Annotated in this window: 9 protein-coding genes and 2 CRISPR repeat arrays; of the genes, 1 reads left to right on the top strand and 8 read right to left on the bottom strand. The window is 47.9% G+C overall.

Features of this window, described 5'->3' with window-relative positions:
- From ABN764_RS00290 to ABN764_RS00270, 5 genes are all read right to left on the bottom strand, one after another.
- Entirely contained in the window at positions 1-960 is a 960-nt protein-coding gene (locus ABN764_RS00290; protein WP_446670622.1) for a CRISPR-associated protein, read from the bottom strand.
- A gap of 4 nt (positions 961-964) precedes the next feature.
- The gene (locus ABN764_RS00285) at positions 965-2,956 is read right to left on the bottom strand and encodes a hypothetical protein (protein WP_446670621.1); all 1,992 of its coding nucleotides are present in this window, start codon (positions 2,954-2,956) and stop codon (positions 965-967) included.
- A 12-nt stretch (positions 2,957-2,968) separates the two neighbouring features.
- Complete coding sequence (gene cas6, locus ABN764_RS00280) at positions 2,969-3,721, bottom strand: CRISPR-associated endoribonuclease Cas6 (RefSeq protein WP_446670620.1); 753 nt, start codon at positions 3,719-3,721, stop codon at positions 2,969-2,971.
- A 165-nt stretch (positions 3,722-3,886) separates the two neighbouring features.
- Positions 3,887-4,171: a transposase gene (locus ABN764_RS00275; RefSeq protein ID WP_446670619.1), complete on the bottom strand. Its 285-nt coding sequence runs from the start codon at positions 4,169-4,171 to the stop codon at positions 3,887-3,889.
- Positions 4,172-4,581: 410 nt separating this feature from the next.
- Positions 4,582-5,143: direct repeats of the CRISPR family, unit length 30 nt; unit sequence ATTTCAATTCCTCATAGGTACATTCAAAAC.
- A 243-nt stretch (positions 5,144-5,386) separates the two neighbouring features.
- Positions 5,387-5,599, bottom strand: a complete 213-nt coding sequence (locus ABN764_RS00270) for a helix-turn-helix domain-containing protein (protein ID WP_065294466.1) — start codon at positions 5,597-5,599, stop codon at positions 5,387-5,389.
- Positions 5,600-5,757: 158 nt separating this feature from the next.
- On the opposite strand from ABN764_RS00270, the gene ABN764_RS00265 reads away from it, so the two are divergent.
- Positions 5,758-6,033, top strand: a complete 276-nt coding sequence (locus ABN764_RS00265) for a hypothetical protein (RefSeq protein ID WP_446670618.1) — start codon at positions 5,758-5,760, stop codon at positions 6,031-6,033.
- Between the two features lie 291 nt (positions 6,034-6,324).
- Positions 6,325-7,487: a CRISPR direct-repeat array (repeat unit 30 nt; unit sequence GTTTCAATTCCTCATAGGTACGTTCAAAAG).
- Between the two features lie 279 nt (positions 7,488-7,766).
- Here ABN764_RS00265 and ABN764_RS00260 read toward each other — a convergent pair.
- The 3 genes from ABN764_RS00260 to ABN764_RS00250 all read right to left on the bottom strand — a co-directional run bounded on the left by ABN764_RS00260 (position 7,767) and on the right by ABN764_RS00250 (position 16,836).
- Positions 7,767-9,236 (bottom strand): MDR family MFS transporter, encoded by a 1,470-nt coding sequence (locus ABN764_RS00260; protein ID WP_446670617.1) that lies wholly within the window; start codon positions 9,234-9,236, stop codon positions 7,767-7,769.
- Positions 9,233-9,460 carry an MbtH family protein gene (locus tag ABN764_RS00255; RefSeq protein WP_315743978.1) on the bottom strand — a complete coding sequence of 76 codons (228 nt, stop codon included), beginning with the start codon at positions 9,458-9,460 and terminating at the stop codon, positions 9,233-9,235. Before ABN764_RS00255 ends, ABN764_RS00260 begins: the two co-directional genes overlap by 4 nt.
- 161 nt (positions 9,461-9,621) lie before the next feature.
- Positions 9,622-16,836 (bottom strand): non-ribosomal peptide synthetase, encoded by a 7,215-nt coding sequence (locus tag ABN764_RS00250; RefSeq protein ID WP_446670616.1) that lies wholly within the window; start codon positions 16,834-16,836, stop codon positions 9,622-9,624.
- Positions 16,837-16,842: the final 6 nt, after the last annotated feature.

Below are 16,842 nucleotides of genomic sequence, written 5' to 3'. Positions count from 1 at the left end.
CTACCATAATGGTTGTAGATATGGTGTAATATCACTCTCTACACGCAAAGAAGGATGAACCCAAATTCGGCAACGTTCTATTTTCTCTTTATATTGTTCTAGAGTACGAACCAATTCCGATACATCCAAAGTAATATCTTTCAGAGACGACGGCCGTCTTCCTCCTTCTCTCCATGCCGCTTCTCCCGGCTGCAACGCAATCAAGTCTTCCAAATATCCGATTCGGAAGAATGGGTCTTTATACTCTACATGCACCAGCATGAGAGGTTGCTGCTGTCCCCGGCCGCGAGCTTGGCGATGCTGCGTTCCCTGCCATAACCCTTTGAGCAGAAGTTCCTGATCGCCAACAGTCATCCCGGTTTGTTCCGCATTTTTAGCATTAATGACGCCTGGCATGGCGAATACGGCAAAAGGTACGATATAGCTTGTCCAAATCGTTCCTTGCGATTTTCCATCCTCCCCGTCTTTGGCATCGGTGCTCGGCATCACCACAGTCCCTTGAATATATTGACTGTCTACTGGATGAAGCGAATGCGCCCAGCCGAACTGTACAGGTCCTGTAAGATGGAAGCTAGTAGATTTGACCGAGTATACAATCCCGAATGCACGAGCATCGAAGCTATGCTCCAACAGCACGGACTTCATATTTTCCTTTGCTTCATTTTTCTTATCTGCCTGCTCTGCAATCCACTCTGCCAAGCTTCCCCGTCCAAGCAATTTCCCTTTATCATTAACCTTACCTTGTACAAATATATAATTACGCTGGCTTTCTCCACCGTTGGGCTCTGCCTCTAACACATAATCGCGCACATCGCGTTTGATGCTTACATCACTCAGCGAAATTCTCCCGTCCTCTTCCGGAAATAATCTACGCGCGTCACTATCCTGCAGCGGATCGCGGTTCGGTATTCCGTCCTTTACCGATTTTACGAACAACAATTCACCATTATGTACACTCATCTTCTTACTCCTCCTCTTTCTCTTTCTTGTACATTAAATACCCGGACCAAAAAGCTGTCATGAATTTGTCTCTATCAATACGAAGCGCTTGCGTTTTTTCAGCGTCTAAGAATCCGAGCAAAACTTGTGCCAAAATAGGCCAAAAATTCTTCCCGATTCCCATGTTCCACTGCTCTGACAGCTCTTGGCAGCGAAGCACGCCGTATTTCCATATCATATCCGGCGTTAGCTTACTACCGAACTTCATCACCCGATGCTTCACATAGTCCTTTCCTGTTTTTCTATGGTAGGAATTCGAGAACTGCTTTAATAGTAATCCCGTCACAAATCCCAACTCTTCAGCCGATTGCAGTTGAGATAACGATATTGTTCCAGCTTGATAATACTCTATGACACGTTCCCAATCCGCCAACGTATTCACCCTTTCTTTATTTTGTATCACTTCATTATGATATCGAGCATGGAAGGCAAGAAAAACATAATGGAATACGAGTTCTTCTCTCATCCCCCATTCGTCTTCTTTCAGCGCCAATTCCAATAGCTTTATCGAGGTATTCATATATAGCCGATGAACAGTAATCGGTTCGCGGTGTAGTACCGCCTGTAGACTGCTCCATACATATCCCGGCCCATAAGCATTCGCCAATAGCGATGGCAGTGAACGAAGTCGATAATATTCCTTATCTGTGTTACACCGGAATGCTTTCAAAATGGGAAGTAATTCTTGGCGATTCAGATCTTTTATAATTTGCTGCAACACAGTAGCAACACTCGGAACAACGTCTTCAATCACCTTACGAATGTGCATATTGCCCCGTGACAAGTCACCGGAATAATATACGAGTGTCAGTCGATGCTCATCACTCATTTTCGGAATGAACTTATGAATGCCTGCCAGTAGTTCTAGATGAATATCATTGTCGCTTTTATCAGACTGATTCAAGATACGCTTATATTTGTGATATAGCTGTTCCGAGTCCCCTTCCAAAAGCGGAAGCACGAGCAGAACCCCAAAAATCGGTTCGAAACTGGTAGATTTCATATGGCGTTTCGCTTCCAGACTTGTTACCGGAGCAAACATTTCTTTAAGTACCGAGCTTGTTACCGGGACAGTAATCTGCTTCAGAAACTGCGTGCCGTACAAAAAAGCTTCATAGCTTGCGCGATCAATCTTGATTCCGCGTATCCACTCATCCTTTCCCCAGTAGATAGAACGAGGCATCTCCCATGTTGGCGACATCCACAGCCAGAATTTATTGTATATTGAAGCAACTTCATCTTCTTCCTGATTCGTGAATGTAGAGATTGCATTGTCCGCACTTCCCAATGACTTTGCTTCCGTGAATTTTGCTTCGATGATACCCACCAATGCCTGATCACCATCAATATGAAGCTGTATGCCGGGGAATAATCGGCTTTCTGTTATCCAAAGGTAGCGTTCATCCTCGCTTCTCTTCTCTAATGTGCGATAAATAGGCAGGCTATGATCGAATATGTATAAAATACCTAGCTGCTTCTCATCTTTGATAAACTGTTCAAAGTAGGGGGCTATCGTTGTAGCAGAACGTCGAGCAATTTCCAATAACTGCTCTTCGTTTCTATGCCTGAACGACACCGTATTCTTAAGTCGTGGAAGAATGACATCCACCGCAAACGATTCTGCATGTTCCATCGCATGAATATGCGCTTCATACATAAGATAGCATGGAACGGGATACATCCCCTGCGCGTGGAGAGGATTTCCTCCGTTCGGATATAAAATTGGAAAGGCATTATTTCTTAATGAATTTGGAACGAAACTTTTCCCTTCCATATTTCCGATCTCCATGAGGTGAAATGCTGCGTTATCCCCATCCAGTTCAACAAGAAATACATGTTGGAAAAAGTTTTTGCAATTTTCACTATCAACGTCGGTCAACCATCGGATACGCTGTTGATTCGGCAAATCGCTCTGTGCGATAGGTCGGCCAATGCGAATGATGGATTCTGCCAACATACTGCTCACCTCCTATAAGTGGCGTACAACTTCATATAATCCGTGTCCGTTAGAATTTTTAGCCCCAAGGCCCACATCATAAGTCAACTGAATAAGATCCAGATTGCCCTCTAATACAAAATCACCCATCCAGCCCTTAATTAGCGTAGATTTGAATTTTGTCGTTTTGGAAATAATTCGCTCCCGATGTAGGGGCGTCAAGCAAAGTCGACGACTATCGCCTTCAAGAACGTCCCCATGCAGCGCCTCATATTTTTTGAGCGCATTTGCTTGAATAAGTGGATTGAATTCTTCTTCCCATGGTGAGTAAAAATAAGTCTTCTTTTTGTTATGCAGCAGAAAAGTACTATACATCGTGATCGGAGTAAGGAAACGTATCACCATTTTTTCGCTAATGTTAGTATGGATTTGTTCGACGGATCCAACCTTAACTTGGTTAGCTCCTAAGCGAAGATCCTCACGAATTAACAAAGAAGAGACTAACTCTTGAACTAATTTTTTATCAGATGCGGAAAAAATGAAAGAAACATGCGGTGGTGTAAATTCTAAGGTGTGGGAGTTTTTATCTAGTCTATATGAACCATTTAATCTAGAAAAGGTAAACATGCGAAACTGACGTTTCCCTTGTTGATAACCGGTATTATGGAGAAAGTCACGGTACCCGTCATCACGGATGCTATGATAGATAAGACCATGGAGCCACTCTTGATGATTAATAGGAACCGTAAGCTTCTCATCAAAGCTCAATGTAATTCGAATTCTCACTGCCTAGTTCCTCCTATCCTACTAGGTCTAGTATACTGTTTCATTTCATATTTTTCCAAGGAACAATCTTTTTTGTCGAAATTTTGTTGAATAATAACGAATTCATTCAGATACGTAGGTAAAATTGAAGATAGGTTTATAATACGGGGAGCCTGTTTCCTGTCTCTATTCTTTCGTTAATAAATGCAATGTTTGCTTTAAAACTCTATTTTCTTTATGCAATTCTTTAATCTGAGACTTTAATTTCCTGGTATCTGCATTTACAGTATTCAATCGGTGCTTATTCACACCGAATGCAGTTACACCCTCTTCTCTAAATTTTGTTATCCATCGATGCAGAATATTTGCAGATATTCCCTGACTTTTAGCAACTTGAATTAATGGTAGCCTCAGTTCTTCAACCATCAGAACAATCACTAACTTATAGGCCTCTTCATAAGGCTTTTTCATTAGCTCCCCCCCTTTATCAAGTAACATTATTAATAAGTTTCTTTTGAAAAACTAGTATTAACTCGTAAAATTAATATCTCAAAAAAATTATTCTACTCACTAGGATCTCTATGAAAAGCCTACATCATATATACTTGAGCTAAGTCCTTATAGGTATATAAAGCCAAGAAACATCATTAAATTTAAATTCCTAAGAATTAGGTATTACAATGATTTTTGTGATTTCAAAAAAAATAGGAAGCCAACCCAAATCTGCAGTAACCATATTTTACCGACTAATTTGAGAGTTGTAAACCTATTAAACCCATAACGACAAAATATGAGTTATGCTAGCAAAACATCATCTGAAATATTCCTCTTAGGTACATTCAAAACAAGAAAATCATTTCCTGTGAACGAGTGATATATTTGTTTCAATTCCTCATAGGTACATTCAAAACCTAAAATTGAACAGCTTCAGAAGCATAACGAGAAACAAGTTTCAATTCCTCATAGGTACATTCAAAACTGCTGCTAATCGATCATCTCGATTTCCTATAACGTCGTTTCAATTCCTCATAGGTACATTCAAAACGAACGATGTGATCAGTCATTACACTAGCTACGTAATCCGTTTCAATTCCTCATAGGTACATTCAAAACGAACACGAGAATCCAAATTTTCAACGGACGGAGTAGCGTTTCAATTCCTCATAGGTACATTCAAAACGACCGGCTAAAGAGTATACCTGCGCTCGTTACAAAATTTCAATTCCTCATAGGTACATTCAAAACTAGAATCATCCCTCAATGGCTGAAAATCTCGCGGTAATTTCAATTCCTCATAGGTACATTCAAAACATGCTCCAGTCTTCCGCCGTTCCTCCATGCGTTTCTCATTTCAATTCCTCATAGGTACATTCAAAACTATTCATCCTGGCAAATCACTTTGTTACGATTCGAATTTCAATTCCTCATAGGTACATTCAAAACCCCAAAAAAGTGCTGCTGTTCCGCTAATCTTACTAAATGTTCCTGCTTCATACAAGTTTAAAGAGGTAATTAGACAAACACAGTAAATCGAAGATTTTCACATTCAATCTGCGATTCTCGCTTATTATCTCCATATTCCAATTTGTCGTCGATCCCCCGGAATTTTTACGCTATTGGAGGTCGACGACAAAATTTCACAGTCGCAATTCCAGTCACTGTTACTTTTCATTATTAGATCAATTCTCACTTTTCCGGTACATATTCAATCAAGTCAGAAAGCTTGCAGTTAAATGTATCGCATAGCTTTATTAAAGTTTCCATCTTTGTAGTTTCAATATTCGTTTCACGATACAACTTATTAATCGAATTTCTGCTGAGTCCTGATCGATTCATTAATTCGGTAATATCATCGATCCGATGTTCTGCCATTAAAGTCCTGATATTACACTTTATCATGTATGTCCCCTCCTATAGCTATAATATTAGCCCGTACGTTTAAATACAATAAACCAACTACAAATTCACCTTGTAAAGTTAATAATTAACTTTACAATTAACTCTATAATGTCATATAATAACTCCATAAGGTTAACAGAGAGGAGGATAAATCTTTTATGTTGGATTCCCTTGAAGTGTTGGTAGAACCACTGATACGAAATCGATTGGAAGCATTGTACGGTGAACTTTTAAAAAGCAATGCCTACTACATAAAGCTTTCTACTGAACGTGACCAATATATTCAACAACTACAAGACTCAATTCCTGCAAATCTTCAACCTACTATGTTTCTTCTTCAAGACGTTCAATTATCCCTCCAGAATATTTTTGAACCTACGGTTTACTTGAGAGGATTTAAAGATGCTTTATATTTGAGAAACGAAATTCACTAAAAAAGAGCCCAATTGGCTCTTTTTTTATTTTCTGCATTCAATTTTCCGTAACTTTTGAAGCTCTGTTTGTCTTATTCATCTTCGCCGGATCTTCAACAGACATCGATCTTTAAACCGTCGCTTCGAGCACGATCTATCCCCCCAGTTAGGCAATCAAGCAATTAATAAACCTATTTGTAGGGATAAATTAGAGGTCTCTGAATAAATGCAAACAGAGAGAATTCAGAAGAAAATACAAACTATACATTCAAAACAAGACATGTGTAGTTGTAGATGAGTTAGGACATCACCAATTTCAATTCCTTATAGGTACATTCAAAACCAAGTTCATGTTACAGTGTGGGGCAATGGTTACGCGTTTCAATTCCTCATAAGTACATTCAAAACTCTTCCGATGCATCTACATCATCGTGGGTTGCATATACGTTTCAATTCCTCATAGGTTCGTTCAAAAGTTAGGTCACTTGACACAGGGAACCTTGTGAATGTAGAAGTTTCAATTCCTCATAGGTACGTTCAAAAGGAAGCGTCGCACGCTGCCGACATGCTGGCGGGGACTGCGTTTCAATTCCTCATAGGTACGTTCAAAAGGAGATGTGCAGAGTATCGGGAAAAATTGCGATTGCTGGTTTCAATTCCTCATAGGTACGTTCAAAAGAATTTTCCGTCTTTGTACACGATCTGATTTTCATCATGTTTCAATTCCTCATAGGTACGTTCAAAAGTTAACTCTATTTCCAATATAAAATGCCAAGGGTATAGGTTTCAATTCCTCATAGGTACGTTCAAAAGCGACAGCAAAATCGTCCCCCGGTTCTTTCGTTATTTGTTTCAATTCCTCATAGGTACGTTCAAAAGTGATACGCTTCACGCTGCGCCGTTCTTACAAGCTTGTTTCAATTCCTCATAGGTACGTTCAAAAGCAGTGTCGCCACAGGAACAAAATAGTTAGTAACAGCGTTTCAATTCCTCATAGGTACGTTCAAAAGATCTTCCATCGCATCAAGAATTTTGACGCTGCCAGCGTTTCAATTCCTCATAGGTACGTTCAAAAGGTTTTTCACCGACAACCAGCGTCTCGCCGTCCCGCTCGTTTCAATTCCTCATAGGTACGTTCAAAAGTATTTTTAAGGCTTCTGAGTCTTCCAAAAATTTAGACGTTTCAATTCCTCATAGGTACGTTCAAAAGTGAGTTGAAGTTCCTAGGCGAATTCAAGCCGGGGGAGTTTCAATTCCTCATAGGTACGTTCAAAAGCGATATATATCCACCGAATCAGTCCACGTCTGAACTTGTTTCAATTCCTCATAGGTACGTTCAAAAGTGATTTCTGGACGAATAGGATCAGCATTGATGACTCCGTTTCAATTCCTCATAGGTACGTTCAAAAGTTTTCATGCATATTACCTACTGGAAACAATCACGGGTTTCAATTCCTCATAGGTACGTTCAAAAGCCCAAAAAGTGCTGCTGTTACGCTCATTTTACTAAATGTCTCTACTTCACACAAGCTTTAGAGAGGTGATTAGAAAACAGAATAAATCGAATATTTTCACGTTTAATCTGCGATTTTCGCTTCCTATCTCCATATTTCAATTTATCGTCGATCCCCCGGGTTTTATGCGCTATTGGGGGTCGACGACAATAATTCACAACGAACACCAACACTTGTACAATAGTATATACACTGTAATGCTACCACAAATCTAGCTTTTCAGGATACTTCCTTTATCCCCTATCCCCCTGCCTTTACGGGCTTCGTCGCAGGATTAGAAGATTGCCGAGATTTCATGGTCGCGGCGGCGTCGCTGTCCTGGATTCGGAAGGCGGCACATAAGCCAAGAAGCAGAAATGCAGCAGCACCAAGCAGGGCGGTACGGTAAGCGAGAAGATTCATTTCAAGCTGTCCAGCATCGGCAGCTTCTACAGCTCCGTTCGTCATTTGGCCACTTGCCATTGAAGCCATAATGGCGGACAATACGGCCATTCCTATGGCCGGTCCGAGTCTGTTCTGAACCGCGAACCAAGTGGTTGCGCGCCCCATCGAGGCTGGAGGTACGTTGGAGAAGGCTGCGATCTGAACGGCTCCGACGGTATGTCCCAAACACAAGCCGACCGCGAACAGCATGCCTCGTATGAGCCATGGGCTCGTTCCTGCTCCAACCATGCTAAGCAGCACGAAGATCGCTGACGTGCAGAGCAGTCCGATCATAATAATTCGCTTGGGCCCGTACCTTGGATAGAACCGTGGTACAAGCTGCGAGGACACCATTAGTCCCAATGCCTCGGGGAATGTCGTCAATCCAGCATCTAAGGCCGAAGCCTGCAGTGCATGCTGATACATGAGCGGAAATACATACAGCATGCCGAGCAATCCCGCAGCGGAACACATGGCGACAAGTCCTGCCGTCCGGAACAAACGGTCTTGTAAGAGCCTCAACTCTAGTAACGGCTGCTGTACTCGCAATTCAACGAAGACCAGTGCTGCCAGCAGCACCGTTCCCACACTGCCCGCAACGACTATTTCAGGTGAACTCCAGCCCTGCAGCGAACCTTGGCTAAGCGCATACATTACCAGTCCGAGCCCTGGTGCTGACAACAGGACGCCCGGAATATCCAGACGACCTGCCTTTGGCTCTTTATGCTCCTGCAAGTACAGAAAGCCAAGCAGCAGAGCAGCAATTCCAAGCGGCAAATTCACATAAAAAATCCAGCGCCATGAAAGATGCTCGACCATCACACCGCTCAGGATTGGCCCCACAGCAGGTGCAATTGCGATTGGCAGCACGAGCGACCGTGAAATTTTGGCCCGCTCCTGGGGAGGAAATGTCCGGAACAGCATGGCCATTCCGAGTGGAGTAATTAAACCTCCCCCTATCCCCTGCAGGATGCGGTAGAAGATCAGGGAGTGTACATCTACAGCTGTTCCACACAGCACCGACGCACCCGTAAATATCGAAAGTGCAAGCAAGAAGATGCGCTTGGTGCCCCATCTGTCTCCCAGCCAGCCTGCCAACGGGAGAACTATCGCAATACTTACTAAGTACCCTACGTTAAGCGCTCCGGATGCGGCTGGCGGAATGTGAAACTCGTCGCTTACCGTCTTCAGCGCTACGTTGAGGATAGTCGCATCCATGGCAACCACGAACATGGCTGCCACGTACACGATGCACACTGCTTTTTTCGGATCCAAGCGCCTGCTCATTGAGCCTCTTCCAGCACAGATGTCACTGACGCCACTAAGCTTCGGGGCCTCATATCTATCCAATGTAAATTAATATATTCGATGCTCTCTTCCCGAGAAGCAGGGCCAAGAACCTTGCACCAGCCCTCAGGTACGGCCGCGAATGCCGGCCAGATCGAATATTGCTCCTCATCATTTCGCAGCACCAAAAACGAGCCGTCTGCTTGCTCAAAAGGATTTGCCATTCTGCTACCCCTCCCCTTCATAAGTAGGTTTCATGTGAATTTCATTGAAAATAATTAGTTCGCACTTTGCCACGAATATATTGATCCCTTGTTCCCCTTCCCCCTAACTTGCTCAATTAATCACTTCAAAGGGAAGATGGTCTCCTAAAAATAGAGGATACCTACACATGCATTTCAGAAACATCCTTCCTACTGCTCGCATTTTGAAGCTTCTGTAGGATGCTTGCCCCAATTTCAGTTAAAGGCCCTGGCTGGCATAAATCTTTATGCCGGCATGCAATATCATGGCGTTCGATCTGCCCACCCACATAAGGAATCCACATCTCCGGCTCAATCGGATCGAACCAGTCTGGAATGATGGTCGAGCGGAAGAACAGCAGATCACCATCGTACCTTCTCGGCACATAAGCACCCAACAGGCGAACCGAATTCTCATACGTAACCTTCAAATTCATAATCGTCGCTTCATCCAGCGTAGCCAAGGCGCTGCTGTCGCTGCGCAAAATGCGGATTGCGCTTGCAATCGTGAGCGGTTCATCGCCGATACTGTCGCGGTCATAGCCTCCCAAGGCAAGCAGGGCGGTCAGCGCCTCCTCTTCATCTGGTTCCCCTCGAATCGGCAAGTAGTGGCTCGGATAGGCGTCCAGCATCGCTAGAAACGCAACCTCTTCCCCTTCCTCTTGCAGCTGCACAGCCATCGCATGCGCGACATTGCCGCCCAGCGACCAGCCCAGCAAGCGGTACGGTCCCTGCGGTTGAACCATGCGGATGTGGCGAATATAGTCAGCCGTCATCTCCTCCAGTGTCTGCGGAAGCTCCTCAGCCTGTGCAATTCCGCGTGCCTGCAAGCCGTAAATCGGGTAATTTACACCAAGATGCTTCATTAATCCGGCATAGCACCAGCTCAAGCCCCCTGCCGGATGGACGCAGAACAGCGGAATCTCTTCGCCATGCGTCCGCAGCGGCAGCAGCACCTGGAGCGCACTGTTCCCGCTGTCCCGATCCAGCTCCATTCGCTCCGCAAGGCCAGACACGGTTGGCGCCTCGAACAATACCGCAATGCTAAGCTCTCGACCAAGCGCTTCGCGGATGCGGCTGATGAGCCGAACCGCAAGCAGAGAATGTCCTCCCAGTTCGAAAAAGCTGTCATCGATTCCGACGCGGCGAAGACCCAGCACTTCGGCGAACAAATCACAGAGCACCTCTTCATGCGGCGTTCTCGGATTGCGCCCATCTGCATCAAGGGTAATATCAGGCGCCGGGAGCGCCTTGCGATCCAGCTTGCCATTCGGCGTGAGCGGCAGCGCATCCAGTCCAATAATGGCTGATGGCACCATATAATCAGGAAGCATGGAAGCCGCATGTCGGCGCAGCTCCGCCGCATCCCAAGGGGCATTTGCAGCAGGAACCACATAAGCCGCAAGCCGCTTGTCACCTGGGTTGTCCTCCCGCACAATGACCGCCGCCTGAGCTACGTTTGGATGTCTGGCAAGCACGACTTGAATCTCGCCCAGTTCAATTCGGAAGCCGCGGATCTTCACCTGATGATCGGCACGTCCCAAATAATCCAGTCCACCACCAATAACGCGCTTCGCCAAATCTCCGGTGCGGTACATTCTGCTTCCAGGCGGGCCGAATGGATCGGCCACGAACCGTTCTGCCGTCAAGCCCGGTCGGCCCCAATAGCCGCGTGCCAAGCCTGCTCCGGATACGTACATTTCACCTGTTACACCATACGGTACAGGCTGCAGTGCATCATCCAGCACATACACTTTCAAATCCGGAATCGATCCACCGATAAGGCTTGATGCTCCCGGAACGTCGCTATTGCGATTCAGCTCATTGAAGCTGACATGAACTGTCGTCTCCGTAATCCCGTACATATTAATAAGCCGCGGCGCATCATCCGCATGCCGTTCGTACCAATCTCTCAGACGACCCAGCTCTAATGCCTCTCCTCCGAAGACGATATAGCGCAGCGACAGCGATTGCCCGAGGTTCGGATGCTCCCTGTCCACCTGCATGAGTTGATAGAAAGCAGACGGCGTCTGATTCAGAACCGTTACCCCTTCTTGCACAAGCAGACCCAGGAACTCCTCTGGCGATCTGCTGACAGCGTGAGGCACGATGACGAGTCTGCCCCCGTGCAGCAGCGCGCCCCATATTTCCCATACCGAGAAGTCGAAGGCATAAGAATGGAACAACGTCCACACATCATCGGCGCCGAAATGGAACCAATGCTCGGTTGCGGAGAACAGCCGCACCACGTTCTGATGCGGAACAAGCACGCCCTTCGGTTTGCCCGTCGAGCCGGACGTATAAATGATATAAGCCGGACTGTAAGGAGAGAGCTTGCGTCTGCACATCTGTTCTACAGGATCAGATTCGGAACAGCTTGCTAACTGGCGCATCACTTCTGGATTATCCAGTAAGATGCGCGGCACAGCCCCCATCCCCTCATCCGGGAGCTTGTCAATCGTGCGCTGATCCGTCACGATACATACAGGTCCTGCGTCCTCCAACATATAGGCAAGCCGTTCCGCTGGATAATCAGGATCAAGCGGCAAGTAGGCTGCCCCTGCCTTTAATACAGCCAATACGCCGACGATCATTTCCATCGACCTTGGCAAAGCAAGCGCTACAATATGCTCCGGCCCAACCTTGTGCTCCATCAACAGATGCGCCAAGCGGTTTGCCTGTTTGTTCAATTGTCCATATGTTAAAGTCACGCCTTCATGAACAACAGCAATGGCCTGCGGCGAACGTGCAGCCTGCGCTTCAAACAATTGCGGAATTGTGGCCTGAACAGCATCTGGGACAGATGAACTCCATGCCAGCCAATCATTCGCTAGATCGTGCCGCTCCTCTGGCAGCAATATATCAATTTCTCCAATCGGTTTGCTTGGTTCTGAGACGATGCTTTCCAATATGCGCACATAACGCGCAGCGAGCATCTCAACCGTATCGCGCTTGTACAGGTCTGCGCTGAACTCCACAATCCCATCCAGACCATCTGGCGCTCCATCTGCATTGCGGCGCTCGTTCAATTCCCATGTCAAATCGAACTTCGCCGTACCCACGCTCTCCAACTGCAGGCTCGATGACAAGCCTGGGAATTCCAGCGACGCTTCCGGTGTATTTTGCAACACCAGCATGATTTGGAAAAGCGGATGCCTAGCACGCGAACGAACCGGATTCAGTATTTCCACAAGGCGCTCGAAAGGCACATCCTGATGCTCATACGCCTCCAAACTGATCTTGCGTACTCTGGACAGCAGCTCTTCAAAGCCTGGATTGCCCGACGTGTCGGTGCGAATAACAAGTGTATTGATGAACAGACCAATCAAACCGTCAAGCGCATCATCATTACGACCTGAGATCGGACTGCCAAGCGGAATATCATTGCCCGCTCCAAGTCGGGTGAACAGCACGGCCAACGCAGCCTGCAGTACCATGAACAAGCTGGCCCGATTGCCGCGTGCAAGCTCTGTCAGCCGACCGTGCAGGACAGGATCAATTTGCAGCTGGACGGTGCCTCCCATATGGCTAGCGGCTGCAGGTCTCGGATAATCAGTAGGCAGCTCCATCTCCTCTGGCAATCCCTTCAGAGCTTCCGTCCAGTAATCGAGCTGGCGCGCAATAAGACTGTCCGCTTGATCGGCACTTCCTAGCAGTTGTTCCTGCCACAGCGCATAATCAGCATATTGGACAGGAAGCCGTGTCCACGCAGGCGCCTTGCCCCGGCAACGAGCCTCGTACGCAATCGACAAATCACGAGTCAACGGCATGAGCGACCAGCCATCGCCTGCAATATGATGCAGCAGCAGCAAGAGAACCTGCTCGTTCGCCGCCGTTCGGAACAAGTGAACTCGCAGCGACGGCTCCTCCGAGAGACGGAAGCTGTATCGTACTGCTTCCGCTAGCTTGCCGTTCAGTTCCTGCTCGCTTACGTCCAGCACCTCGAACGGTATTTGTACATCCTTGGAATGTTGTATCAGTTGACTTGAAGTGCCATTCTCATCTGGGAAAATCGTGCGCAGTGTCTCATGACGATCCACCACATCATAAACAGCTGCCTGCAGCGACTCGACATTCAGCTCGCCCGACATTCGGGCAACGAGCGGAATATTATAAGTAGGCATTGGTCCCTCCAGCCGGTACAGAAACCATAATCGCTGTTGGGCAAAAGAAAGTGGCAACCGCTCAGGCCGCTTGCCTAAGCTCGCGCGAATAGCTGGTCTCTGCTCCTGTGCAGGTTCGAGACGCCGCACAAGAGAAGCAGCGGTAGGCGCTTCGAACAGGCTTCCGATATTCAACCCAACGCCGAATGCCTCTCGCACACGCACCATAACTCGTCCCGCGAGCAAGGAATGACCGCCGAGAGCGAAGAAATCATCATCGATGCTTACGCGGGGAAGCCCCAGCACCTCTGCGAACAGGGCGCATATGATTTCCTCTTGCGGTGTACGCGGTTCGCGTCCCATTGCTGCCGCAGCGCGATCCGGCGCAGGCAGAGCTTTGCGGTCGATTTTACGGTTCGGTGTAAGCGGCATCGCATCAAGAACAACGAAAGTGGACGGCACCATATAATCCGGAAGCTTCCGGACTGCATATTGACGCAGTTCTGCAGGTTCAAGTCCAGACGATGATGATGGAACCACATAAGCCGCCAACCGCCGTTCACCCGCATGATCCTCATATAGGGTAACCGTTACTTGTGAGATGTCAGGATGGGCACCCAGCAGCGCCTCGATTTCACCCGTTTCAATCCGGAATCCACGTAGCTTCACTTGGTGATCCGCACGTCCCAAATAATCGATCGTGCCGTCTCTCAACCAACGCACCATATCTCCCGTACGATACATTCGCGTACCAGGAGGACCGAATGGATCGGCAACGAAGCGCTCAGCAGTCAAATCCGCACGTCCCAAGTATCCGCGCGCAAGTCCGGCGCCTGCAATATACAATTCTCCCGCTACCCCGGGAGGCACTGGCTCCAATGAACTGTCGAGCACATACAGCCTTGTATTCTGAATTGGCCGCCCGATAGACGGCTTGTTCGTTGGACTATGATCAAGCAGCCCCGCAGTCGAATAAATTGTCGTTTCCGTCGGGCCATATTGATTGTTAACCTCGCCGTTCAACTCCTGCAGCGCCAGCTTCAACACGAGCGGCAGTGCCTCGCCGCCCGTAATCATCTTGAGCCCGGTGAATCGTTCCGGCCTGCTGTCGGCAAGCGCCCGCCACAGTGTCGGCGTCGCCTGCATGATCGTCGCACCTGTCGCTGCAATACGGTTTGCTAGCGCTGACGGATCCAGAATCGTTTCTTTGCGGGCAATATCGAGTACAGATCCGGATATAAGCGGCAGCAGCAGCTCCATTACGGATATGTCAAATGATATTGTTGTGACGGACAGCATCCGATCCTGTTCGCTCAACGCCAACCGGGCCTTCATGTCATGCAGCAGATTGGTCAAGCCGCCAAATGTAAGCATGACCCCCTTCGGCTTCCCAGTGGAGCCAGAAGTGTAAATGACATATGAAATATGCGATGCTGAAATTGCCTTGATCCTGTCCTCATCCGTAGGATTGTGAGCAGGTGATTCCTCCAGTGCGTCTATCGTTGCCGATTCATCCAGCACGATGGTCTTCCTGCTGCAAGGTGGCAAGCTCGCGGACGTCTCCTTCGTCGCAATCAGACAGACCGGATCAGCATCCTCCAGCATATAGGCAAGCCGTTCGATTGGATAGTCCGGATCAAGCGGCAAATAAGCGGCTCCTGTCTTATGGATAGCCAATATAGCGATGACCGCTTCCACCGAGCGTGGGAGAGACAGCGCCACAATACGATCAGGCCCGACACCGCAGGAGATGAGATAATGGGCAAGCTGATTTGCCTTCGCATTCAACTCTCCATATCGAAGCCGCTCGTCCTCGCACACGACCGAAACTGCTTCGGGAGCGCGCTCCACCTGTTCCTCGAACAACTCTGGCACACTTATGCTCGGCACATCATGTGCAGTATCGTTCCATTCCTCAAGCACCTGTTGGCGTTCTTCAGGCGTAATCACCGGAAGCTGTCCAATAGGCCGATTCGATTCGGCATGCGAAATTCCATCCAATAGATGCAGGAAGCGCTTTTGATGGGCATATAGCTCATCCAGGCTGTAGATTTCCGGATTCGCGTCGAAGTCGAGACGCAGCCCACTGCCATCCGCATGGCTGTATACGTTAATCGTCAAATCATCGACAGGCCCTGCGGACAGGTTGCTGACTTTGCCGCGATAGCCTGCGAAACTGACATCCTCGACAAAAGGCATGACATTAATGAGCGGGCCGATTAACCTGCGATTATCGCCAAGCAGCTTCAAGTCTCTGCGCAAATCCTGATGGCGATACCCTTGATGACGCCGAATCATGCGGATCTCCCGTGTCACCTCACGCAGCAGGTCGCCAAGGCTTCTCTCAGGACTTACCTCCACACGCAGCGGAAGCAAATTCATGACCATACCAGGAACGCGCAATGCGGCTGATCCTAGTCGGCACATTACAGGCAGACCAAGAATGATCTCCTCTTCCTGTGTCAACCGATGCACATATATCGCGGTCGCTGCTGCGAGAACATCCGGCCAGCTTGTTCCCATCTCAGCTGCAATCGACTGCCATCCGCTCACGGTGGCAGCCGGAATATGCGCAGTGCGGCGTACGAAGTGACGGGCCGTTCGCTGTGCATGTCCTCCAAGGCTAACTGCTTCCGGCCTGTCGGAGAAGCGCTCCAGCCAGAATTCCCGGTCACGATTCATCTGTTCCGATGAACGATATGCTGCATCTTCCTCCAAAATGGATTGCAAGGAACCGAACATTCCGGCTCCATTCGGAAGATCATAGGTTAATGCTGTATAGTTTTGCGCCACACGCTGCATCAACAATGCTGCGCCGAATCCGTCAATGACAATATGGTGAATGCGCTGATACCAGAGGTACCGCTCGCTCTCGATCTTAAACAGTGCCTCCGTGAAGAGAGGCCCCGTATGCAAATCAACGGGCTTCTCCATATCGCGGTTCATCCACGCTCGGGCTGTGCCTTCAGGGTCAACCTCTCTGCTTAGATCAATCATGTGCAGCACCCAGTCGTCTGTGGGGACGATCTTCTGCCATGGACCGTCTGCATCCTCTCCAAAGCGGACATGCAGCGCCTCGCCCTCTGTCACCGCCTGACGCAGAGCCGCTTCGAAGCGAGCAGGATCTATCGGCCCGCGAATGTCCACACATTCAGCGGTATTGAAAATAGGGTTGTCAGGATCGAGCTGCTGCGCGAACCAGATTCCAGCCTGCGCTCCTGATAGCGGCCATCGTTCCTTCTCCTGTTCGTGCATGATGAT

Source organism: Paenibacillus wuxiensis, from assembly GCF_040195695.1.
GTDB lineage: Bacteria > Bacillota > Bacilli > Paenibacillales > Paenibacillaceae > Paenibacillus_B > Paenibacillus_B suaedae.
Note: the sequence above shows the minus strand (reverse complement) of the source record. Positions and strands in the feature narration are given on the sequence as shown.